Raw genomic sequence first — 21,162 nt, 5'->3', positions numbered from 1 at the left:
GTCTAAATGAGATAAAATGTTATCGGCTTAAGTCAACCAGACTTTAGTATAATTACAGCCTAGCTTTGTTAAGTGTAGCAACAAAATACTTATTTACTATACTGGCAAAGAATTCTAATTATCAAGCCTTAATATACACTGACTGATATCGTACTTTTAGGACCTAGCTATGCCAACGCCCCTTTGCTCACCACAACATGTTTTAGTACTGAACTGTGGTAGTTCAAGTTTAAAATTTGCCATTTTAGATGCCACCACTTCTGACGAAGTTATTTCAGGTTTAGCTGAACGCCTTGGTTCTGACACGCCTTCAATCAAATATAAATATAAAGGTGAAAAACAACATGTTGAATTGGCAAAGGGTCAAGCCCATGATGCTGCAATAAATAAACTTGTTAACTTAGTCAAAAGCTTGGGCCTTGAAGATAACTTAGTTGCCGTGGGGCATCGGGTTGTGCATGGCGGTGAACATTTTACTGAGTCAGTATTAATTGATGATAACGTATTAACAGAGATTGAAAAAACAGCGACCCTCGCGCCACTTCATAATCCAGCTAATTTATTAGGTATTCGTACTGCAATGCAAGCCTTTTCATCGCTGCCGCAAATTGCCGTATTTGATACGGCGTTTCATCAAACCATGCCAAATATTGCTTACTTATACGCCCTACCTTACGCGCTTTATAAAGAGCATGGCGTAAGGCGCTATGGTTTTCATGGTACAAGCCATTATTATGTTGCCGGCGAAGCAGCAAAATTACTTGGCAAAGAACGCGAGCAAACCAATGTGATCAGTGCGCATTTAGGTAATGGTTGTTCAGTGTGTGCGATTAAAGATGGTAAAAGCGTTGATACCAGTATGGGCCTTACGCCGCTTGAAGGTTTAGTGATGGGTACCCGAAGCGGTAGCATCGACCCTGGCTTATTCACCTTCTTAACTCAGCAACTTAATTATTCAGTGCAAGAAATTGATGACTTACTTAATAAGCAAAGTGGCTTGTTAGGCATTAGTGAATTATCAAATGACTGTCGCACTATCGAAGAAGCCGCTGTTGAAGGCCATCCACAGGCAAATCTTGCCCTCGATATTTTCTGCTACCGCTTAGCAAAACAAATTGCTGCATTCTTGGTGCCTCTACAACGCCTTGATGCGCTTATTTTTACTGGTGGCATCGGTGAAAACTCAGATATCATTCGTGACAAAGTAATCACTCATTTAGGCTTTTTAGGTCTTGAGTGTGATGAAACTGCGAACTTAGCTGCGCGCTTTGGTAAAGAAGGCCTAATCTCAAAAGGACAAGCGCATGCTAAAGCGTTTGTGATCCCTACTAACGAAGAATGGGTAATTGCCAATGATGCAGCCCGTATTGCGAAGGAGGCTTAAGTAATGGCACGTAGAATTATGTTGATCCCTATTTCAACTGGGGTTGGTTTAACATCTGTTTCTGTTGGTTTAGTGCGTGCGCTTGAGCAAAAAGCACTTAAAGTAAACTTTTTCAAACCTATTGCGCAGCCGCGTTCTGGCGATACAGGCCCCGAGAAATCAACGCAAATTGTCACCCATGGCTCGCCAATTAATCCACCTACACCATTCGATCTTGGCTATGCTGAACAAATGATTGGTGACGGTAAAGGCGACGACTTACTAGAAGAAATCGTAGAGCGCTTTGAAAACACCATCAAAGAAGACGAAATTGCCATTATTGAAGGTATGGTGCCAACACGTCGCCAGCCTTATGCGGGACGTGTAAACCGTGAGATCGCGCAAACACTCGGTGCTGATATTGTTTTTGTTCTAACACCAAGTAACGATAGCAATGACCAAATTGAAGACCGTTTAGAAATTGCTGCAGGTAATTATGGCGGTGTTAATCACCCTCGTGTGTTAGGTTGTATTTTCAATAAAGTGAATGCACCTCTCGATGACGAAGGTCGAGCCCGTGCTGACCTTGTTGAAGCCCATGAGCCTGAACAACTTGAAAACGAATTAAACCGTTTAGCATCACTGCCTATTTTCAGAAAGCACCCATTTAAGTTATTAGGGTCAATCCCATGGGATTTCGATCTCGTTGCACCGCGTGTCCGTGATTTGTGTGAATACTTAAAGGCCGAAGTTATTAACGAAGGCGACATGGCTCACCGTCGTTTGCGCCGCGTGACTTTCTGCGCCCGTACAGTATCCAATATTTTAAGTCACTTTACCCCAGGAGCCTTGCTAGTAACTCCAGGGGATCGTTCTGATGTTCTAGTTGCCGCTTGTTTATCAGCCATGAATGGTACAAAAATTGGGGCTATTTTATTAACCGGTGGCTTTAAGCCTGAAGATCGCATCATGAAATTATGCGAACAAGCTATGGATACGGGCCTGCCTATTCTTGCAACAAAAGAAGATACGTGGCGCACATCATTATTACTGCATAATTTCAATATGGAAGTACCCTGTGATGATGATCAACGTATCGATAAAGTAAAAGATCACAACGCCAGTCACATTGATTCAGACTGGTTAGATAGCCTTGCACAAAGTGTTGGCCGTACTCGTAAAATGTCACCACCCGCGTTCCGTTATTTACTAACCGATAAAGCCCGTCAAGCGAATAAAACTGTAGTATTACCCGAAGGAAATGAGCCGCGCACGATTAAAGCTGCGGCAATTTGTGGTCAACGTGGTATTGCAAAAACAATTCTACTTGGTGACAAAGAAGAAATTTTACGTATTGCTGAACAACAAGGTGTTGAGCTTAACGATAATGTAACCATTGTTGAACCTAGTGATGTCATCAACGATTACGTCGCGCCTATGGTCGAAATCCGTAAAAACAAAGGCTTAACTGAAGTGGTTGCCCAAGAACAACTGCTTGATAACGTTGTACTCGGCACCATGATGCTTGAACAAGGTAAAGTAGATGGCTTGGTATCAGGTGCTGTTAACACTACAGCAAATACGATTCGCCCACCGCTACAGTTAATTAAAACGGCACCGGGCTCGTCGTTAGTATCGTCAGTCTTCTTTATGCTGTTACCTGACCAGGTTTTAGTTTATGGTGACTGTGCTATCAATCCAGACCCAACAGCAGAACAATTAGCCGATATTGCAATTCAATCAGCAGATTCAGCCGCCGCATTTGGTATAGAGCCTCGCGTTGCGATGATCAGCTACAGTACGGGTACTTCGGGCTCAGGTGCGGATGTGGAAAAAGTGCGTGAAGCCACGAAACTTGCCCAGCAAAAACGCCCTGACTTAGTGATTGACGGCCCACTTCAATACGACGCCGCTATCATGGAAAACGTAGCAATCAAAAAAGCACCTGACAGCCCAGTTGCAGGTAAAGCAACAGTGTTTGTATTCCCTGATTTAAATACCGGTAATACAACTTATAAAGCCGTTCAACGTAGTGCCGATTTAATTAGTATTGGCCCAATGCTGCAAGGTATGCGTAAGCCGGTAAATGACTTGAGCCGTGGTGCATTAGTAGACGATATCGTTTACACCATTGCTCTTACTGCGATTCAAGCTAAGCAAGTTGAAAGCATAGAAAACTAACCCATCAAAAATTAGGCTGATTTATAAAATCGTTATAAATTAGCCTATTACCTTCTTTATACTGACCTATTCCCATATTTATCCACAGATTCTGTGGACAAGATTAATGGAAATCTAAATGGCGTAATCCCGTGCTTACTAATTACATTTAATCTCTTGTTGATAGCTCGTATTTTTAAGTGATTTGGGTATACTATTAATTATCGGCTTCATAGATAGGATCACAGATGTCAAAGCAAACGCTGCAACTTCATAGTACAGAGCTCACCATTCATAGCCTTGATGTCGATGCCACTATCCCTCCTGCATTGCTTAAAGAAAGCATATTTTTTATTGCAAAGACCGCTGATGAATTATCTATTGTCTGCCCTAGCAGCTTTACAATTGATAGCCTAGATGCTGAAACCGACTGGCAAGCACTGGAAGTCATTGGCCCGCTGGGCTTTTCTCTAACAGGTATAATGGCTAATATTTCTGGCGTACTTGCTAAAGCATCTATCTCTATTTTCGCTCTTTCAACTTATGATACAGATTATGTTTTAGTTAAAAAGCACAGCATTGAAAAAGCAATTTCGGCACTGAAAAAAGATGGTTATCATGTGTTAGGAAATACTAAATAGTCTTATGAATAAAGAAGTAACCTATCAGAGTCAACGCGCCTTGCGTAAAAACCAAGTGATGGCTATAAAAAGCCCATTCACGGGCCGAGTTAAACCTATAAGCGAACACCCTGAGGCTTTTTTTAGATTTTCGACTCTAGGGCCAAGTATCAGCGTTGAATTAACCAGCCATAATATAGTCGCTCCTTTTGATGGCACCCTATTGCAGGTAAAAAATGCCGGAAAAGAATATATATTACAGGCAAAAAATGGGCTGAAAATATTAATCAATTTACATTTTTCATCGTTGAGCGAACATATCGACCACACAAGAATTGCCAAGCTTAATGACAGCAAGATAAGCCAAGGCCAACGGCTCGCTTATTTCGATTTACGTGAGCTTTCATCACCTATGATTGCCACCTTATGCGTACTTAACAGCCAGCAGCTTGGTCCTTTATATTACTCTCTATCTCAGGTTAGTGCTGGGGTAGATACATTACTCACTGTGACAAAAAAGTAGATTTTATGACTATCATGTACGGTATCAGCAATTGCGATACAATTAAAAAAGCGAAAAAATTTTTATCTGATAACAATCAAGAGTTCACTTTCCATGACTACCGTAAAGACGGTATCACTGCTGAGCTTATTAATGAATTTGCACAGCATATTGATTGGCAAGATTTAGTAAATAAACGTGGTACAACATACCGTCAATTATCTGATGAACAAAAACAAAACTTAGATAAAGAATCTGCGTTAGCATTGCTTGTGGAACAACCTGCGATGATCAAGCGACCTGTACTGGTTCATAACGGCCAATACCATTTAGGTTTTAAAGCAGCTCAATATGATGAGATTTTTGCCTGATGACTCACCCTGTTATTGAACTTGCTCAAGCACTTATTCAGCGTGAATCAGTGACGCCTGAAGATGCCGGTTGCCAAGCGTTATTGAACGAGCGCCTTGAAAAGCTGGGCTTTAATATTGAGTCGCTGTTTTTCACTGACACATTAAATACATGGGCACGTAAAGGTAAAGAATCACCACACTTTTGTTTTGCAGGTCACACAGATGTTGTACCCACAGGCCCTGCAAAAAATTGGCAGCACCCGCCTTTTTCAGCACTGGTAAAAGACGGCATACTACATGGTCGTGGTGCCGCCGACATGAAAGGCTCTTTAGCCGCTATGGTTATTGCTACTGAACGCTTTGTGGCTAAGCACCCAGACCATAAAGGCTCAATTTCGTTTTTAATTACCTCTGATGAAGAAGGCCCATTTATCAACGGCACGACGCGTGTGATCGACACCCTAGAAGCACGTGGAGAAAAAATTGATATGTGCCTTGTTGGCGAGCCATCGTCACGAGATGAGCTGGGTGATGTGGTTAAAAATGGTCGTCGTGGTTCTTTAACTGGCTTTTTAACCGTTAAAGGTGTGCAAGGCCATGTTGCTTACCCGCACCTAGCGCAAAACCCAATTCACCTAGCTGCCCCTGCTTTAACTGAGTTGAGTCAAACCGAGTGGGATCAGGGGAATGAGTTTTTCCCTGCAACAAGCTTTCAGGTTTCAAATATTAATGGCGGCACAGGTGCTGGTAATGTGATCCCTGGTGAGCTTGAAATTCAATTTAACTTCCGCTTTAGCACTGAAGTTACCCATCAGCAACTTCAGCAACGAGTAGTTGATATTGTTGAAAAGCATGACCTTAATTACGAACTCAATTGGATAGTAAATGGACTACCGTTTTTAACCGATCATGGTCCACTGGTTGATGCAACAGTAAGCGCTATTAAGCAGGTAACTGGGCGCGACACAGCGCTTGAAACCACAGGTGGAACATCTGACGGCCGCTTTATCGCCCAAACAGGTGCCAAAGTCATTGAGCTTGGCCCGCGTAACGAAACGATTCATAAAGTAGATGAGTGTGTCAGTACAGATGATTTAATTCAACTTGCAGATATCTACGAAGCGATTTTAGAGCAACTACTAACATGAACCAGGCTGAATTAGCACTTTGCGCAACTGGGTTAAGTAGTTCGCATTTAGTCGAGCTACAAAAACATCGTTTGCATGTTGATATTGTTGATGATTTTTTGGCGCTACAACAGGCAGCTAAAAAAGCAGGTATTGAACTTGCGATTGCCTCAAGCTTTCGCGATTTTCAGCGTCAAAGCGCTATTTGGAATGCGAAATTTCAAGCTTTGCGTCCTGTTTATACTCTTGATCAAAAAATTTTGGACTTACAGAGTCTTAGTGATACACAAAAGTGCCATGCAATCATGCTTTATTCAGCTCTACCAGGAGCAAGCAGACACCATTTTGGCACCGATCTCGATATTTACGACGCAAATGCGATTAATGATGACTACCAGCTTCAGCTTACACCTGATGAATACGCGTGTGATGGCCCATTTGCTGAGCTTAACGACTGGCTTGAGCAGAATCTCGAGCGCTATGGTTTTTATCGCCCTTACCAAGAATATAAAGGAGGTGTTGCACCAGAACCTTGGCATATTAGTCATATTACACAATCCCAAGTGATGATGCAGTACTTATCCTTAAACACATTAAAAGACAGAATTACAAACAGCGAAATTGCAGGTAAACATGCGGTGCTAGAAAACCTCAGCAGCCTGTATGAGCGCTTCGTAACAAATATTAACCAACCTAAACATGTTTCTTAGTAAGTAAAAACACTAATACAGCGCCTAAAATAAGGGCGCTTGCTACCATTAATTGCAATGTAATTTGTTCGTTTAAAAAAACCATTCCTGCAACAATGGCAAGTACAGGCACTGTCAATTGCACAACAGCAGCTTGACTACTTTTTAGCTTTGGTAGGGCCAAATACCAAATACTATAACCCACACCAGATGCAAGCGCCCCAGACGCAACTGCAAGCGCGATACCGCTGAAAGAGATAGAAGGCCATTGAAAAAAAGCGGCAAAAATAAGCGCGGGTACAAAAATAAGGCTTCTTAAAAAGTTAAACGTTGTGGCTTGTAAAGGAGCGCGACATTGTTTACCGCGAATACTATATACTCCCCATGCCGCACCACTTAATGTCATAAGGATGGCAGGTAATAAAGAAGGGACAGCTGCTGAAGGTAACATTAAGTAAATGAATCCAGCGAATGCAACAATTAAAGCAACCCACTGCAATAACGATAAGCGCTCTTTATTGAAAATACTGTAGCCTATCATCGTCAACTGTACTGCCGAGAACAAAATTAGTGCCCCCGTTCCAGTATCAAGTTCTACGTAAGCGACTGAAAAACAAACGGCATAGATGAACAAACTTACAGCACTTATATTATTTCCTTTATCGACAGGCTCGTCGCTTGCCACTCTTTTTACTTGCCAGCTAAAAAGTAAGAGTAGCATGATGGCACCACTAAATAGCCTAATTGCTGTAAAGCTCCAAGGGTCAATGTCCCCGCCGTGCAATGCCATTCGACATAATAGTGAGTTTGCAGCAAAGGCACTGAGCGCTAAAAATGTATATAAGATAGTGGCAAACAAAATTCAGTTATCCTTATTCTATTTATTCGTATAAGAGACCCGTTTTATCGTCAATAACTTACGATTTTTTACATAATTTATCATAGAAGGTTAAGGCGCATATGCTAATCTAATCAAAGTGTTTAAAAGGAGTGCTCAGTGCGTCGATGTTTGTTTATAGGAGCGGTTAGCTTTTTATCAGGTTGCAGCACCATAGGTATTACTGATCTATTCCAAGATTATGCAATGCAGCTTAAGCCTGTACGACAAGCTGTCAGGCAAAATAATATTAGCAATGCTAAGCAATTATTACCTAGTACGAGTTCATCGCACAGCAATTACTTACTGAATCAGTTAGAAAGTGCGCGACTGGATTTTTTAGCCCAGCAAAACGACGCATCGAATAAAACATTCGAGACAATTTACAAACGTGTAGAAGATAAGCGCCAAGCTGCTAAATTACAACTTAGCGCAGGGTTAGAACAAAGCAACTCGCTTTTAACAAATGATACTGTTATAAGCTATCAGCCCGCAGCCTATGAGATGACTATGCTGCATAGCTATAAAGCACTCAGCTATGTGTTTAATTCGCAATTGGAATCGGCACTTGTAGAAGTAAGACGAGCAAATAAAGTACAAGAGGACGCACTAAAAGAAAACCAAGCCATTGTTGATGAACAAGCAAAAAAAGCAGCGCAAGGTTATCCAAGTATGGATGCATTAATTGGTAATGTAAAAAATGGTTTTCAAAATGCCTTTACTTTCTACTTATCAGCAGTGCTTTATGAGGCAAATAAACAATTTGATGATGCTTATATTGATTACAAAAAGGCATTAGAAATAAATCCAGATAATCAATATCTTCAACAAGATGTTTTGCGACTCGCTAAAAAGCAAGGGTTTGCCCAAGAGTATGAGCGTTTCAGCCAACAATATGGTGAGCTAAGTGTTACGGATAAGAATCACGGACAGGTCATTATTATTGCAGAGCAAGGCCTCATTGCCCAAAAACATGCTTTCAATTTAAGGCTGCCTATTTACACCTCCCGAGGTGATGCCCGATTTTATAGTTTAGCACTGCCTATTTATGCAGATACGCCCTTCTCGGTAACTGAAAACACAGTGCAACTAGAAGACAAAAGCTTGGAGCTGAAACCGATAGTTCGTCTTGAAGCGTTAGCAGCCAAAACACTTGAAGATCAAAGCGCTGGTCGTATATCACGCCAGGTATTGCGACTTATTGCGAAAGAAAAAATGCGCGCTGAACTTGCAAGAAGTGGCGGAGATGTGGGCAATATTTTAGCAAATATTTACAACCTTGCCTCCGAGCAAGCGGATACGCGCAGTTGGTCAACTCTTCCAAGCCAACTAAGTATCGCTCGAACACGTTTAGCTTCAGGTTCACATACTTTGAAAATCAAAGGACATAACGACCTTGATTTTACTGTTAGTAAGCAAGGGTTAACCTTTATCTTTCTAACGTCTATTAATAACTATTTTGACTCTCATATAGTCCAACTCTAGGAGCAATAATGAAACACATACTGCCACTTTTAATGATTTTGCTTGTTACGGCATGCTCCTCACGCCCAACCACATCTGGTATCGGTGTTGAGCAAACAGGTCAACAGTATAACCAGCAATTAATTATCGATAACCCTGAATTAGCTAAGAAACTTGCCATAACAGACGTTAAAACCAGACAAACCAACGGCCTAACTGATGTTGTGGTAACACTGGCTAGTCAGTACAAAAAGTCACAGTATCTGCAATACCAATTCACTTGGTACGACGCTGATGGGTTTATGATTAGAGGCAACCACTCCCCTTGGCAAGCTATCAAGCTATTTGGTTTTGCAAAAACTCAATTACCGGGCTTAGCCCCGACAGCAAATGCTGTTACCTTCTCGCTTGCTGTGCGTGAAGTGTCAACAGAAGCACAAGAATTTGAAGATTAAGGATACTACCATGAAATTAATTTCTGTTAAGTCGGCTGCGGCCATCGCAATAACAAGCACTCTGATGCTTTCTGGTTGTGCTAATAAAGCGGTCGTTAGCTATGGTGACGCTCAGGCGGTTGAAACAGTTGATGTCAACTTTGGTTCAACAGACTTACAAAAAGTGGCGAGCCAAATGACTAATTCATTGCTTGCCTCGCCTGTGGTTGGTACGCTTACAGCGAATAGCCGCCCTATCGTGTTTGTAGAACGTATTAAAAACAAAACCAGTGAACATATTGATACAGAATCCATTACCGATTCCATCTCTACACAATTACTTCGCAGTGGTAAGTTCCGTTTTGTTGATATGACCCGCGTTGAAGCTGTTCGTGAGCAACTCAACTTTCAGAACGTTGACCCGCTAGTCAACCCAAATACAGCAATCGCGTTTGGGCAGCAAGTGGGCGCACAATACATGCTATATGGCAACCTATCGAGCATCGTAAAATCAAATGCTGATAAGTCTGATGTCTATTACAAATTTACAATGCGCTTAATGGACTTAAAAAGCGGCCTAGTTGAATGGGCAGATGAAACTGAAATTCGTAAAACACGTGAGAAATCAACTTTTGGCTGGTAGTCAGGAGGACATATGAAATACCTGATTAGTTTATTGACTGCGTGTGTATTACTAAGCGCGCCAAGTTACGCCGACTATCAACGCAACAAAGCTGTTCCTGTGCAGCAAGTGTTGTTTGGTTCTGTAGAGTCAGTGAGAATGATAACAGAACAAGAACTGGTCAAAGACAAAACTAACGGCTGGGAAACCTTTGGCGGTGCGCTTATTGGCGGTGTCATTGGTAATCAATTTGGCGGCGGCAGTGGCCGTACAGTAGCGACTATTTTGGGCTCAATGATTGGAGGCTCTGTTGCTCACAACCGTCAGCAAACAAGTCGTGTTGTGCAATATCAGCTAGTTGAGTTAATGATCAAAGTCGAAAATGGCGAACAGTACATGGTTGTACAAGACAAAGACAACCAAATGCTCTTTAATCAAGGAGATAAGGTCCGCTTAGTCTACCTAACTGACAATACTGTACGTGTTGATAAAGCTTATTGATCTGTAATGAAATTAAAAAGCGAGCCGAAGCTCGCTTTTTTAACTTTGCCTGTAGTCAGCAAAAAAACGCTGCATTTTACTCATCGCTTCGGTTAAATCATCTTTGTTTGGTAAAAATACCAATCTGAAATGATCAGGATCTGGCCAATTAAAGGCGCGCCCATGCACAAGCAAGATTTTCTCAGCTTTGAGTAAATCTAAAATCATACGTTCATCGTTTTTGATATTAAAGTGCGCCGTATCCACTTTCGCAAATGCATAGAGTGCCCCTTTTGGTTTTTTACAGCTAATGCCATCAATAGCATTTAAACCACGCCATGCTATATCACGTTGCACATACAATCGCCCACCTGGGTTAATCAGATTATCAATCGACTGCACACCCCCTAACGCCTGTTGAATGGCATATTGTGCAGGCACGTTTGCACATAAGCGCATAGATGCCAACATATCAAGACCACGACTTAAATCTTCCATCATACTGGTGCGGCCACTTAATACCATCCAGCCCATACGAAGACCCGCAGCACGGTATGTTTTAGCCAAACCATTAAAAGTAATAATGGGTACATCATCACACAGTGCACCAATGGAGCTATGGGTAACCCCATCGTATAAAATTTTCTCGTAAATTTCGTCGCTTAATAATAATAGCTTATGCTCACGGGCGATATTGATAAGCTCCATCAAAAGATCATCACTGTACACCGCCCCAGTAGGGTTATTCGGGTTAATAAGCACCAATGCCTTTGTTTTTGACGTAATCTTACTTTTTATATCCGCAATATCAGGAAACCAATCTTGCTCTTCATCACAAAGATAATGCACAGGGTTGCCCCCTGCTAACTTAACTGATGCCGTCCATAGCGGATAATCCGGTGCCGGAATAAGCACTTCGTCGTCATTATCAAGTAATGCTTGTGTGGTCATTTGAATTAATTCGCTGACCCCATTGCCGATATAGATATTATCGACATCAAGATTAAACAAACCGCGTTGCTGGTAGTGTTGATAAACAGCCACACGGGCTGAGTAGAGGCCTTTAGAGTCACAGTAGCCTTGGGCCGAATACAAGTTACGGATGATATCTTTATGCATATCTTCAGGCATATCAAAGCCAAAGGCAGCAGGGTTGCCAATGTTAAGTTTTAATACTTTTTGCCCTTCTTCTTCCATTTTTCGAGCTTGTGCAAGCACAGGCCCACGGATGTCATAACAGACACCGTTTAGTTTGTGACTCTTTTTTATTTGTGACATGGTTACCTCTACTAATTAATCTTTAGACTAACCTAGTAAAGGGCAACCACGCTAGTGGATTTTTGAGGTTATAACTGAAATAAATTCAAGTTTTTAGCGAGCAGCAAGCCATGCTTGCAATTTTTCTTGCGAGCCTTCAACTTGCGCTTGTAAGTTTTGTGAATTTGCTTTTGCTTTGCTCACTTGCCCTTCATTGAGATCCTGCTCTATTTCACGGGCAAGTTCTGATAAACTCATAGCGCCAAATTGAGCAGCATTAGATTTTAAGCTATGTGCATGACGTGCCGCTGATTCATTATCAACATCAATACAAGTGAGTGCCTCATTGCTCAGTCGTTGAAACTCACTGCAGCAAAAGGTCAAGGTGTCGGCAAATTGATCACCTAAAAGCGATTCCATACCTTCAAGTGCACTTTCGTCTATTGTGATCGTCGTCATCTTTTTCCCTTAATTAAAAACATAATCCCCTCTAGTCGCAACTTTAGTTGCTTACATCAAAAAAGCAAACTACTTCTTACTGATGTATACTAGGCAAAAATTAGTAATTTACCTAAGTTTATATGGCTAGAGAACTCTGCCCACATTGTGGCTTTTCGATAAGAACATGTCTATGCGATGCGATAAACATAATTAATAATAAACTAAAAATCATTATATTACGTCATCCAAGTGAAGAAAAAGTCGCTAAAAACACAGCAAGACTTTTACAACTAGGGCTGAAGAACTGTGAAATTATTCAAGGTGAGTCTGAGAATGATTTCTCTGTGCTAGCCAGTCTCCCTAAAACAACAACAGCCGTTTTATACCCAAGTGATGACTCTTTAAAGCTTGATGATTCAGGTCAAGCTATGCACGACTTTAAAAGCTCATTGACCCATTTAATCGTGATTGACGGGACATGGAAAAAAGCATTTAAAATATTAAAACTCACCCCAACCCTAGAGTCATTTAAGGCCGTCAGCTTCAACCACTTACCTGCTAACAAGTACACAATACGTAAAGCACCTCGTGCTGATAGCTTATCGACTTTAGAGGCCGTGGCACATAGCTTGGCCTTAATTGAAAACTGTGATGTATCTCCTCTATATCAATTACTTAACGCACTTATAGATAAACAAACTCAACATATGCCAGAACATGTAAAGGCACGTTACTTGTAATGCGAGTGTCTAAACGATTGAGTGCAGGGTTTAACCGTCAAGGCCCTAATTATCGATTTGATGATCAAGTCGACTTTGATGAAATTCGTGATACGTTTGGTTTTAGAACCATGATTGTGGGTAACTGGGTTAACAAACAAGAGCGATTGTTGGCAGCTAATCTCATCTATGACGCACTTGCAGACCTTGCGCAAATTCTGCAATTACCGCCTGAAGCGATTGGGCTGCGCAAAAAACTAAATTTTGCATTTGGTCATGGTGGCCAAAAAGGCGTACAAGCTCACTATAATGCGCATAGTCAAACTCTCGCTCTTGCTAAAAATGCAGGCGGTGGAGCACTTGCCCATGAGTGGTTTCATGCATTTGACCACCATATTTGTCAGCACATGTTTCCACAACGGCAAAGCATGCAGTTTTGCTCTGCTCTATGGTTGCAACAAACCCCCAACTTATCTCATCAGTTAAATCGCTACTTAGATCAATTTTTCCAGCATATTTTTTTAGATATTGATGGAAAAAATCCAAATGACTATGTAAACCAATCCATTAAATTTGATAAAGCGATGCAGCAACTGTATATGAGCATGCCTGAAGAGCTAGCAGCACGTTGTTTTGAAAAATGTATTTCAACACACACAACAATTACTAATACCTTCTTAGTCAGTGGCTTAAATGATAGTGGTTTAATATACCCAAGTGATACCCATGCATTACAATGTACTGAGATGATGCACTTGTACTTTAATCAACTAGGTGCGCTTTTACATCGAGGCTGATATCAATTGATTTGAAATTTTGGATCCAACTCACATAGTCATCTGCAGACATTGGCTTTGCAAAATAGTATCCCTGACCAACTTGGCAGCCATAGCTTTTTAAAATAGCCAAACTCTGCTCATCCTCAATCCCTTCGGCAACCACCTCCGCACCTAGTGTCGTTGCAATATCGCAGGTTGCTTTACAGATACTTTTATCGTTGTTAGAAAACTGCAAATTAAGTACAAACTGCTTATCTATTTTTACTTCATCAAAGCCCAGTTGGCTTAAATAAGCCAAAGAAGAATAACCAGTGCCAAAATCATCAATAGCCAATTTAACACCGATGAGTCTGTAGTCATTGAGTAATACTTTAATTTTTTTACTCTCTTCCAACGTAGCTGATTCAGTCAGCTCGAGCATCACACTGCTTGGCTCAACACCTTGCTCATTCAACTTAGTGATAAATAGCACTGGTAAATCTTTATTGAGTAAGTCTTTAGCTGATATATTAATAGAGATAACATGATTTGGGATGTGCTTAGTAAATATTGCTTGCCACTCAATTCCCCGCGTTACCACCCACTCTGTTAACTGATTAATAACGCCTGATGATTCAGCAATAGGAATAAACACTTCTGGACTAATCGCTCCTAAGGCGGGATGCTGCCAACGCAGCAAGGCTTCACAACCGACAACATTCCCTGTTTTTAAGCAAACTTGTGGTTGAAAATACAGTGCTAGTTGGTCTTCTTCAATTGCACTCTTTAGTGAGGCTGCAATAAGTAAACGCTGCTCAGACAAGCGCGCATTTTCTAAGTCAAACATTCGCCAGCGCTCACCTTGAACCTGCTTTTCACTCATAGCTTGAATAGCACATTGCAAAATTTGTTTCGCGGTATTGCCATGCATTGGGTAGTACGCTACACCAATATCAACCGAATCCACTAACTTGATATTATTATGCGAAATCCCCTCTTCAAACACCCCATGTATAACACAAGCAAACTGTTCAATATGACTAAGCTCAAGCTCCCCTAAAATGACACACGCGAAAATGCTGTCGTCAATTCGTGCAATCCACACCCCTTGCTCCGAACGCGTTTCTAACTTTAGGGCATTAATTGACTGAAGCTGTTGAGTGAGGGCATTAAGCGTCGTATTTATACACTGATTAGCATGGTCATAACCAAATGTTGCCCGTGCATTGGTTAACACATGCGGCCTAAACAGCATAATTGCAAAATGCTGCTTCTGTGAGACTTTTTTTACCATTTCATCGAGTAACAATTGCTTGTTAGGTAATTGAGTATCAGCATCATGGGTGAGGCTATAGTTAAATGACGCTATGCGATGCCTGTCTTTGAGCAATAAAACCGTACAAATTGCCAATGAACCTATCAATAGCACAATATCTTGTATTACATGCTTTCCAAAACCAAAACCATTCCAAATAAGCAAACTCGCAAACTGACATGAGAGAATTATCAGCATACATTGACGCAGCAAGCTTGGATGATTTTTCTGCTTGTTTAATATAACTGCCGTCGTAACCGACAACACAATAAAGCAGCTACAGCTGACGATATAAACCCAGCTTAAATTAAATGCAGGTAAGAATGATGTCATCAAGGCAATAGCAAAAAACATGACTATTGCCACTAACCATGTTTGATTTAAACCGCTTCGGCTATTTTTAATATTTAAAAACTCGTATAAAAAGTAACTTACAAAACCAAGGGAAAATTCATAAAAAGGCCATTTGGTCGACCAGCCAAGACCCGAAACTAAATAACCACTTAAGCCGTTATCAATTAAAAAGCTCATACCTACCAAAGCAAAGTACGTACTTAAAAATAAATACTTTACTCTTTTAGAAACAGCATAGTAGACAAGGCAAACAAATATACAAATAAGTAATACACCAATAATTGCACCGTAACTCAGTATTGTTTTATGTAAATTAATTTCAAACCGTTCGGAATTTACGACCCCTAATTGCAAGTTGATATCCCTGTCGTGCTGAAAATTAACCAATGCCCAACGGTTTTCAGACCTATGCTCAATAAGCCAGTGAGGCCTTACATTTGATAAACTTGGTAAGGGTATTAACCGCGCATCATTTTTCGCTGTTGAGGCACTGTCTAAAATATAAAACTTCTTCCACATTAAATTAGGCTCAGCTAGATAGGCGACATAAGTTTGCGCATGTGGCAGTTGATGTAAATCGATAACCATCCAATATGATTGGTTGGCTTTAATACGAAGAGTATCGGTATTGTTCGCGGGTAATTTTCTTTGTGTAATCAGTTTTTCATCAAGTTTATCTGCCAAAACACTCAGTGGCTCATTCGACTGAAACAACCAAATAGGCAGTTGAGAGGAAAAACTTGAGAAGGATAAAACACACAGCAAGATAGCACATATCGCACAAGCGAGTTGTTTATAAAACCTTACTACGCGCATGTTATATGAATGCATCTTAGCTCCGTGCCACCAAACATAGATAAAAGTATGGGATCTAAGCGCTTAAATTGCCAATTTTATAGGAACTAATTATATAAATAAGGAGGGATTTGCGGCGGTCAAATAAACCACCGCATTAGACTTTACTTGCTATCGTCACTAATACGACTTGCTACAGCGGAGTTTTGATCTTTATATTTTGCATCTTTACGTGTGTTATATGGGTTCTCAGAAGGGCTCGTCATTGTTTCAAAACTCATTGCCCCTATCTTCATCATTGGACGCAGTGCAAGTGGCAATTTTCCAGAATTATAAAACTCCAGTACAATGTTGCCAGACCAACCAGGGTCAATACGGTGTGCTGTTACGTGCACCATCAAGCCAAGTCGCGCCAGAGATGAACGCCCATCAAGCCAACCCACTATATCAGCTGGTAGAGTCACTTTTTCGTAAGTAATTGCGAGTGCTAGTTCACCTGGGTGTAGGAAAAAAGCCTCATCTTCATTTAACACGATTTCATCACTCATTATTGATTCCATCGCTTTATTTAGCTGATCTTTTGGTCCACTCAAATCGACATAGGCAGCGGTGTGATCCTGAAAAACACGAAACTTATTACCCAAGCGTAAATCGACTGTGACTCCTGAAATCATTGCCTTACTTGGCGAGGGCTCAATAACAATACGGCCATCATTAATGTATTGTTGAATATGGGTATCTGATAATCTCATTTATTAATCATCCGTTATAACAATCTCAACAGCGCTTTGCGCTTGTTGGTAATATAAACTGCTCGCAAGTACGCGTGCTGCTGTCTTGTATGTTTCACTAATACTTTCTGCATTATTTTGCGCAATTAAGTGACCTTGTTCAGAACTTTCACGAATCTCTGTTGCTAGTGGAATTGTCGCAAGTACAGGCACACCATGACGATGAGCTAAAGTAACTGCACCATCTTTCCCAAACACATGGTTTGGTTCTCCACAGTGACCACACAAAAAGTAACTCATGTTTTCGATAAGACCCAATACAGGCACATTTACTTTATTAAACATTGCGATACCTTTTTGTGCATCTGCTAATGCTAAATCTTGAGGTGTTGTGATGATCACAGTGCCGCTGGCTGGCACTTTTTGGCTCATAGTCAATTGAATATCGCCAGTGCCTGGGGGCATATCGACAATCAAATAATCTAGCTCTCCCCAATCGGTTTCATTTAACAGCTGATTAAGCGCCCCCGAAGCCATGGGGCCACGCCACACAGTCGCATCATCACTCGGAACTAAAAAACCTATTGATTGCGCTTTGAGGTTATGTGCTTCAAAAGGCAGTAGATGTTTATTGTCTGCTGTTTTTGGCTCAGCGCCCTGCAAGCCAAGCAACAGTGGAATAGATGGGCCATATATATCAGCATCCAATATCCCCACTTTAGCGCCTTCTTGTTGAAGTGCCGCTGCTAAATTGACTGCCGTAGTCGATTTACCAACTCCACCTTTACCGGAAGCTACGAGTATAATATGTTTAATCTGCTTAAACTTACTAGCTTCTGACAGTTTCATCTGGGCTTCAATCGTTACTTTACAAGCCAACTTTTGGTTGGTGAATGCTTCAATATCATGAATTTCACCCAGCCCTGCAAAAGGCAGAACAAGCTTAACATGCCAACTTTTGCCATCAGTTTGCTGAATATCTTTCACCCAGCTTTGTTCTATGCCTATCGCAAAAGCACTACTTCGATAAGCAGCCAATGCCTCAAGCATCGGCGCTTTTTCAGTCGATTTTCCAGAGAATATTTTTGACAGTCCAAACATAGCAATAAAATAGCGTTTCTTTGATGAAAAGTGCCACGGAATTATGTAACATTCAAAGCATTAAAACCAGACAATTAATAAATATCACCTGCTTGTTAAGCATAGACTGACAAATAGGTGGTTAAAATATGATAATCGCGTATTTTAAAGGCGGTTATCCTCAATTCGGAATGATTATGGCACAGCGAAAGATCCTCATAACTAGCGCATTACCTTATGCCAATGGCCCGACTCACTTAGGTCATTTATTAGAATATATACAAACTGATATTTGGGCACGTTTTCAGAAGCAACAAGGTCATGAGACCTACTATGTTTGTGCAGACGATGCTCACGGCACTCCAATTATGCTTAATGCGCAGAAGCAAGGGATCACGCCTGAAGAGATGGTTAAAAATGTCAGCATTGAACGTCAACGCGACTTTGCTGATTTTAATATCGAATTTGATAATTATCACAGTACCCACAGTGACGAGAATAAAGCGCTTAGTGAACTTATCTATAACCGCTTAAATGACGCTGGTCACATCAAAAAGCACACTATTTCGCAACTTTTTGACCAAGAGAAAGGTATTTTCTTACCTGACCGATTTGTAACAGGCACATGCCCTACGTGTAAATCTGAAGACCAAAATGGCGACAGCTGTGATGCATGTGGCGCAACCTATAGTCCGACTGAGCTTATTAATCCGCGTTCAGTGATGTCGGGCGCAGAGCCTGTATTAAAAGACTCTGAACACTACTTCTTTGACCTACCGGCATTTGAAGGCATGTTAAAAGAATGGTTGCATTCAGGTTCTATCCAACAAGAAATGGCCAATAAATTGGATGAATGGTTTGCTGATGGCCTTCAACAATGGGACATTAGCCGTGATGCGCCTTACTTCGGTTTTGAAATTCCGGGTGCGCCTGGCAAGTACTTTTATGTTTGGTTAGATGCACCAATCGGTTACATGGCGAGTTTCAAAAATCTATGTGATAAAAAAGGCATCGATTTTGATGCATTTTGGGCTGAAGATTCCGATGCTGAGCTTTACCACTTTATTGGCAAAGACATCATTTATTTCCATAGCTTATTCTGGCCTGCAATGCTTGATGGCGCAAAATTTAGAAAACCTACAAACGTTTTCGCCCATGGTTTTGTGACTGTAAATGGCGCCAAGATGTCAAAATCTAAAGGCACTTTTGTTAAAGCTCGCACTTACCTTGATAACCTAGATCCAGAGTACTTACGTTACTACTATGCTGCAAAGCTTAACGGTGGCATTACTGATCTTGATTTAAACCTTGAAGACTTCGCACTGCGTGTAAACTCAGATTTAGTAGGTAAAGTTGTTAATATCGCGAGCCGTTGTGCCAGCTTTATCACTAAAAAGTTTGACGGAAAATTAAGCGACACAGTTATGGACGAAGCATTACTAGGTGAATTCCAAAATGCCGCAGACAGTATCGCTAATCACTACGAAAATCGTGAATATAGCCGTGCTATTCGTGAGATTATGGCGCTTGCAGATAAAGCCAACCAGTTTATTGATGCTAAAGCTCCATGGGTGTTAATTAAAGACGAAACTAAACAACAAGAAGCGCATGATGTGTGCTCACTTGGTTTAAATATGTTCCGTGTACTTATCACTTACTTAAAACCTGTTCTGCCAGGCATGGCAGCTAATGTTGAAACCTTCTTAAATGACGATTTAGCATGGCAAGGCGCTAAAACGGCACTTAAAGGTCACGCAATCAATAAATTCAAACCGTTAATGCAACGTGTAGAAATGGATAAAGTAAACAAAATGATTGAAGAATCTAAAGAAAGCCTTGTGGCTGAAAAAGATAAAATCGACCCAAACAGCCCATTGGCAAAAGAGCCAATTAGTCCAGAGATTGAGTTTGATGACTTTGCGAAAGTTGATTTACGCGTAGCGAAAATTGCCAAAGCAGAACACGTTGAAGGCGCAGATAAGTTATTAAAACTGACGTTAGATTTAGGTGGCGAAACTCGCCAAGTATTCGCAGGTATTAAATCTGCGTATGCACCAGAAGACATTGAAGGAAAGCTAACGGTAATGGTAGCAAACCTTAAGCCTCGTAAGATGCGTTTTGGTATGTCTGAGGGCATGGTATTAGCAGCAGGCCCTGGCGGTAAAGAAATTTATATTCTTAACCCTGACGAAGGCTCAGAGCCTGGCATGCGCGTAATGTAATCTTATCGCTCTTAAAAGAACCGTTGTGTTTTTAGACACAACGGTTTTATTTTGTCTGAAAATTTTGGCTGAAATTAAGGAGCTGAGTACAAATCCTTTAAAACACGTTCTTTGCGTGGAAAATAATTATTATCATAATCAAGTGACACGATGACTTTATTCGCTTTACCAAGTAGCTCATCTCGAGGCACAAAACCTATTACTCTGGAATCTGCACTGTTGTCACGATTATCGCCCATTACTAAATACATATCCTTAGGAATAGTCACTTTAGAAAAGTGCTGTACCAAAGAAGGCGTTTTTGAAACCTGAATAACATGTGCCGCGCTAGGCAAGTTCTCTATTAAAGTTTGCTCAATATCATTCTCTTTTAACTTTGTGTAGCTGATTGCTTGGTCATTAATGATCAGCTCATTATTAATCATACTGACGGTATCACCCGGTAAACCAATTACTCGCTTAATTAGACGATTATTAGCTGCTTTAGAGTCAAAAACAATGATATCTCCCACTTCAGGTTCAGCTGTTCTCATTAAGGAAGTATGAGTAAAAGGAAGCCGCAAATCATAAGCCATTTTATTTGTTAGAATCCGATCACCTTCAACAATTGTTGGGTTCATTGAAGCAGTAGGTACTTCATACCAATCAGCCACAGCACTTCTGAATACGCTCATTAAACAAATAAAGATAATGAGCGAGCGGTTATTTTTCCAAAGTTTATATAATCTTCTCATCTTCCTCCTAGAACCCGTTAATTTAAATTTGATTCGTCAATTAAGACGTCGCTGGCCAACTGCAA

Annotated in this window: 21 protein-coding genes; 14 read left to right on the top strand and 7 right to left on the bottom strand. The window is 40.9% G+C overall.

Annotated elements, in window-relative coordinates; translation table 11 throughout:
• Positions 1-169 precede the first annotated feature (169 nt).
• From PAARA_RS10035 to PAARA_RS10005, 7 genes are all read left to right on the top strand, one after another.
• A complete protein-coding gene (locus tag PAARA_RS10035; protein ID WP_062568904.1) occupies positions 170-1,384 on the top strand; it encodes an acetate kinase in 1,215 nt (404 codons plus the stop codon).
• Positions 1,385-1,387: 3 nt separating this feature from the next.
• Positions 1,388-3,544, top strand: a complete 2,157-nt coding sequence (gene pta, locus PAARA_RS10030) for a phosphate acetyltransferase (RefSeq protein ID WP_062568903.1) — start codon at positions 1,388-1,390, stop codon at positions 3,542-3,544.
• Positions 3,545-3,771: 227 nt separating this feature from the next.
• Entirely contained in the window at positions 3,772-4,164 is a 393-nt protein-coding gene (locus PAARA_RS10025) for an ACT domain-containing protein (protein WP_062568902.1), read from the top strand.
• 4 nt (positions 4,165-4,168) lie between these two features.
• Positions 4,169-4,666, top strand: coding sequence for a PTS glucose transporter subunit IIA (locus tag PAARA_RS10020; RefSeq protein WP_062568901.1), 498 nt, complete (start codon positions 4,169-4,171; stop codon positions 4,664-4,666).
• A 5-nt stretch (positions 4,667-4,671) separates the two neighbouring features.
• A complete protein-coding gene (locus tag PAARA_RS10015) occupies positions 4,672-5,016 on the top strand; it encodes an ArsC family reductase (RefSeq protein ID WP_062568900.1) in 345 nt (114 codons plus the stop codon).
• Positions 5,016-6,146, top strand: coding sequence for a succinyl-diaminopimelate desuccinylase (dapE, locus tag PAARA_RS10010; RefSeq protein WP_062568899.1), 1,131 nt, complete (start codon positions 5,016-5,018; stop codon positions 6,144-6,146). The genes PAARA_RS10015 and dapE overlap by 1 nt, the downstream gene beginning before the upstream one ends.
• Positions 6,143-6,835: a M15 family metallopeptidase gene (locus tag PAARA_RS10005; protein ID WP_062568898.1), complete on the top strand. Its 693-nt coding sequence runs from the start codon at positions 6,143-6,145 to the stop codon at positions 6,833-6,835. Before dapE ends, PAARA_RS10005 begins: the two co-directional genes overlap by 4 nt.
• Here PAARA_RS10005 and PAARA_RS10000 read toward each other — a convergent pair.
• Complete coding sequence (locus PAARA_RS10000; protein WP_062568897.1) at positions 6,819-7,673, bottom strand: DMT family transporter; 855 nt, start codon at positions 7,671-7,673, stop codon at positions 6,819-6,821. The two genes, PAARA_RS10005 and PAARA_RS10000, sit on opposite strands and share 17 nt — an antisense overlap.
• 138 nt (positions 7,674-7,811) lie before the next feature.
• On the opposite strand from PAARA_RS10000, the gene PAARA_RS09995 reads away from it, so the two are divergent.
• Genes PAARA_RS09995 through PAARA_RS09980 form a run of 4 tightly spaced genes read left to right on the top strand, consistent with a single transcriptional unit; the run spans position 7,812 to position 10,712 of the window.
• Positions 7,812-9,176 carry a COG3014 family protein gene (locus PAARA_RS09995; protein WP_062568896.1) on the top strand — a complete coding sequence of 455 codons (1,365 nt, stop codon included), beginning with the start codon at positions 7,812-7,814 and terminating at the stop codon, positions 9,174-9,176.
• An 8-nt stretch (positions 9,177-9,184) separates the two neighbouring features.
• A complete protein-coding gene (locus tag PAARA_RS09990) occupies positions 9,185-9,610 on the top strand; it encodes a YcfL family putative periplasmic lipoprotein (RefSeq protein WP_062568895.1) in 426 nt (141 codons plus the stop codon).
• A 10-nt stretch (positions 9,611-9,620) separates the two neighbouring features.
• Positions 9,621-10,232, top strand: a complete 612-nt coding sequence (gene lpoB / locus PAARA_RS09985) for a penicillin-binding protein activator LpoB (protein WP_062568894.1) — start codon at positions 9,621-9,623, stop codon at positions 10,230-10,232.
• Positions 10,233-10,244: 12 nt separating this feature from the next.
• On the top strand, positions 10,245-10,712 hold the full coding sequence (locus PAARA_RS09980; protein ID WP_062568893.1) for an outer membrane lipoprotein: 468 nt from the start codon (positions 10,245-10,247) through the stop codon (positions 10,710-10,712).
• A gap of 39 nt (positions 10,713-10,751) precedes the next feature.
• On the opposite strand, the gene PAARA_RS09975 is transcribed toward PAARA_RS09980, so the two are convergent.
• Positions 10,752-11,969, bottom strand: coding sequence for a pyridoxal phosphate-dependent aminotransferase (locus PAARA_RS09975; protein ID WP_062568892.1), 1,218 nt, complete (start codon positions 11,967-11,969; stop codon positions 10,752-10,754).
• A gap of 93 nt (positions 11,970-12,062) precedes the next feature.
• On the bottom strand, positions 12,063-12,407 hold the full coding sequence (locus PAARA_RS09970) for an Hpt domain-containing protein (protein WP_062568891.1): 345 nt from the start codon (positions 12,405-12,407) through the stop codon (positions 12,063-12,065).
• A 122-nt stretch (positions 12,408-12,529) separates the two neighbouring features.
• Between PAARA_RS09970 and PAARA_RS09965 the strand changes: the two genes are divergently transcribed.
• Together PAARA_RS09965 and PAARA_RS09960 are read left to right on the top strand one after the other, a co-directional pair.
• Entirely contained in the window at positions 12,530-13,129 is a 600-nt protein-coding gene (locus tag PAARA_RS09965; RefSeq protein ID WP_062568890.1) for a tRNA-uridine aminocarboxypropyltransferase, read from the top strand.
• Positions 13,129-13,905 carry a CLCA_X family protein gene (locus tag PAARA_RS09960; RefSeq protein ID WP_062568889.1) on the top strand — a complete coding sequence of 259 codons (777 nt, stop codon included), beginning with the start codon at positions 13,129-13,131 and terminating at the stop codon, positions 13,903-13,905. The genes PAARA_RS09965 and PAARA_RS09960 overlap by 1 nt, the downstream gene beginning before the upstream one ends.
• Here the strand turns inward: PAARA_RS09960 and PAARA_RS09955 are convergent.
• The 3 genes from PAARA_RS09955 to apbC form a co-directional block, all read right to left on the bottom strand.
• Positions 13,871-16,366, bottom strand: a complete 2,496-nt coding sequence (locus PAARA_RS09955; protein ID WP_062568888.1) for an EAL domain-containing protein — start codon at positions 16,364-16,366, stop codon at positions 13,871-13,873. The genes PAARA_RS09960 and PAARA_RS09955 overlap by 35 nt on opposite strands.
• 128 nt (positions 16,367-16,494) lie before the next feature.
• Positions 16,495-17,082, bottom strand: a complete 588-nt coding sequence (gene dcd / locus PAARA_RS09950) for a dCTP deaminase (RefSeq protein ID WP_062568887.1) — start codon at positions 17,080-17,082, stop codon at positions 16,495-16,497.
• A 3-nt stretch (positions 17,083-17,085) separates the two neighbouring features.
• Entirely contained in the window at positions 17,086-18,162 is a 1,077-nt protein-coding gene (gene apbC / locus PAARA_RS09945; RefSeq protein ID WP_062568886.1) for an iron-sulfur cluster carrier protein ApbC, read from the bottom strand.
• 176 nt (positions 18,163-18,338) lie between these two features.
• Between apbC and metG the strand changes: the two genes are divergently transcribed.
• Positions 18,339-20,363, top strand: coding sequence for a methionine--tRNA ligase (gene metG, locus PAARA_RS09940; RefSeq protein ID WP_062569395.1), 2,025 nt, complete (start codon positions 18,339-18,341; stop codon positions 20,361-20,363).
• 74 nt (positions 20,364-20,437) lie between these two features.
• Here the strand turns inward: metG and lepB are convergent, their stop codons facing one another.
• Complete coding sequence (lepB, locus tag PAARA_RS09935; RefSeq protein WP_083515298.1) at positions 20,438-21,097, bottom strand: signal peptidase I; 660 nt, start codon at positions 21,095-21,097, stop codon at positions 20,438-20,440.
• Positions 21,098-21,162 lie beyond the last annotated feature (65 nt).

Source organism: Pseudoalteromonas arabiensis, from assembly GCF_001550155.1.
Lineage (GTDB): Bacteria > Pseudomonadota > Gammaproteobacteria > Enterobacterales > Alteromonadaceae > Pseudoalteromonas > Pseudoalteromonas arabiensis.
The sequence above is the reverse complement of the archived record's forward strand: the minus strand, read 5'-3'. Positions and strand labels throughout refer to the sequence as shown.

What these genes read in the sequence shown, in the direction of transcription:
- PAARA_RS09955 (WP_062568888.1), bottom strand. Translation starts at nt 16,366, where the DNA reads ATGCATTCATATAACATGCGCGTAGTAAGGTTTTATAAACAACTCGCT.
- PAARA_RS09965 (WP_062568890.1), top strand. Translation starts at nt 12,530, where the DNA reads ATGGCTAGAGAACTCTGCCCACATTGTGGCTTTTCGATAAGAACATGT.
- PAARA_RS09990 (WP_062568895.1), top strand. Translation starts at nt 9,185, where the DNA reads ATGAAACACATACTGCCACTTTTAATGATTTTGCTTGTTACGGCATGC.
- apbC (WP_062568886.1), bottom strand. Translation starts at nt 18,162, where the DNA reads ATGTTTGGACTGTCAAAAATATTCTCTGGAAAATCGACTGAAAAAGCG.
- PAARA_RS09975 (WP_062568892.1), bottom strand. Translation starts at nt 11,969, where the DNA reads ATGTCACAAATAAAAAAGAGTCACAAACTAAACGGTGTCTGTTATGAC.
- PAARA_RS09960 (WP_062568889.1), top strand. Translation starts at nt 13,129, where the DNA reads ATGCGAGTGTCTAAACGATTGAGTGCAGGGTTTAACCGTCAAGGCCCT.
- metG (WP_062569395.1), top strand. Translation starts at nt 18,339, where the DNA reads ATGGCACAGCGAAAGATCCTCATAACTAGCGCATTACCTTATGCCAAT.
- PAARA_RS10035 (WP_062568904.1), top strand. Translation starts at nt 170, where the DNA reads ATGCCAACGCCCCTTTGCTCACCACAACATGTTTTAGTACTGAACTGT.
- PAARA_RS10025 (WP_062568902.1), top strand. Translation starts at nt 3,772, where the DNA reads ATGTCAAAGCAAACGCTGCAACTTCATAGTACAGAGCTCACCATTCAT.
- PAARA_RS09980 (WP_062568893.1), top strand. Translation starts at nt 10,245, where the DNA reads ATGAAATACCTGATTAGTTTATTGACTGCGTGTGTATTACTAAGCGCG.
- lepB (WP_083515298.1), bottom strand. Translation starts at nt 21,097, where the DNA reads ATGAGAAGATTATATAAACTTTGGAAAAATAACCGCTCGCTCATTATC.
- PAARA_RS10020 (WP_062568901.1), top strand. Translation starts at nt 4,169, where the DNA reads ATGAATAAAGAAGTAACCTATCAGAGTCAACGCGCCTTGCGTAAAAAC.
- dcd (WP_062568887.1), bottom strand. Translation starts at nt 17,082, where the DNA reads ATGAGATTATCAGATACCCATATTCAACAATACATTAATGATGGCCGT.
- PAARA_RS09970 (WP_062568891.1), bottom strand. Translation starts at nt 12,407, where the DNA reads ATGACGACGATCACAATAGACGAAAGTGCACTTGAAGGTATGGAATCG.
- pta (WP_062568903.1), top strand. Translation starts at nt 1,388, where the DNA reads ATGGCACGTAGAATTATGTTGATCCCTATTTCAACTGGGGTTGGTTTA.
- lpoB (WP_062568894.1), top strand. Translation starts at nt 9,621, where the DNA reads ATGAAATTAATTTCTGTTAAGTCGGCTGCGGCCATCGCAATAACAAGC.
- dapE (WP_062568899.1), top strand. Translation starts at nt 5,016, where the DNA reads ATGACTCACCCTGTTATTGAACTTGCTCAAGCACTTATTCAGCGTGAA.
- PAARA_RS10005 (WP_062568898.1), top strand. Translation starts at nt 6,143, where the DNA reads ATGAACCAGGCTGAATTAGCACTTTGCGCAACTGGGTTAAGTAGTTCG.
- PAARA_RS10015 (WP_062568900.1), top strand. Translation starts at nt 4,672, where the DNA reads ATGACTATCATGTACGGTATCAGCAATTGCGATACAATTAAAAAAGCG.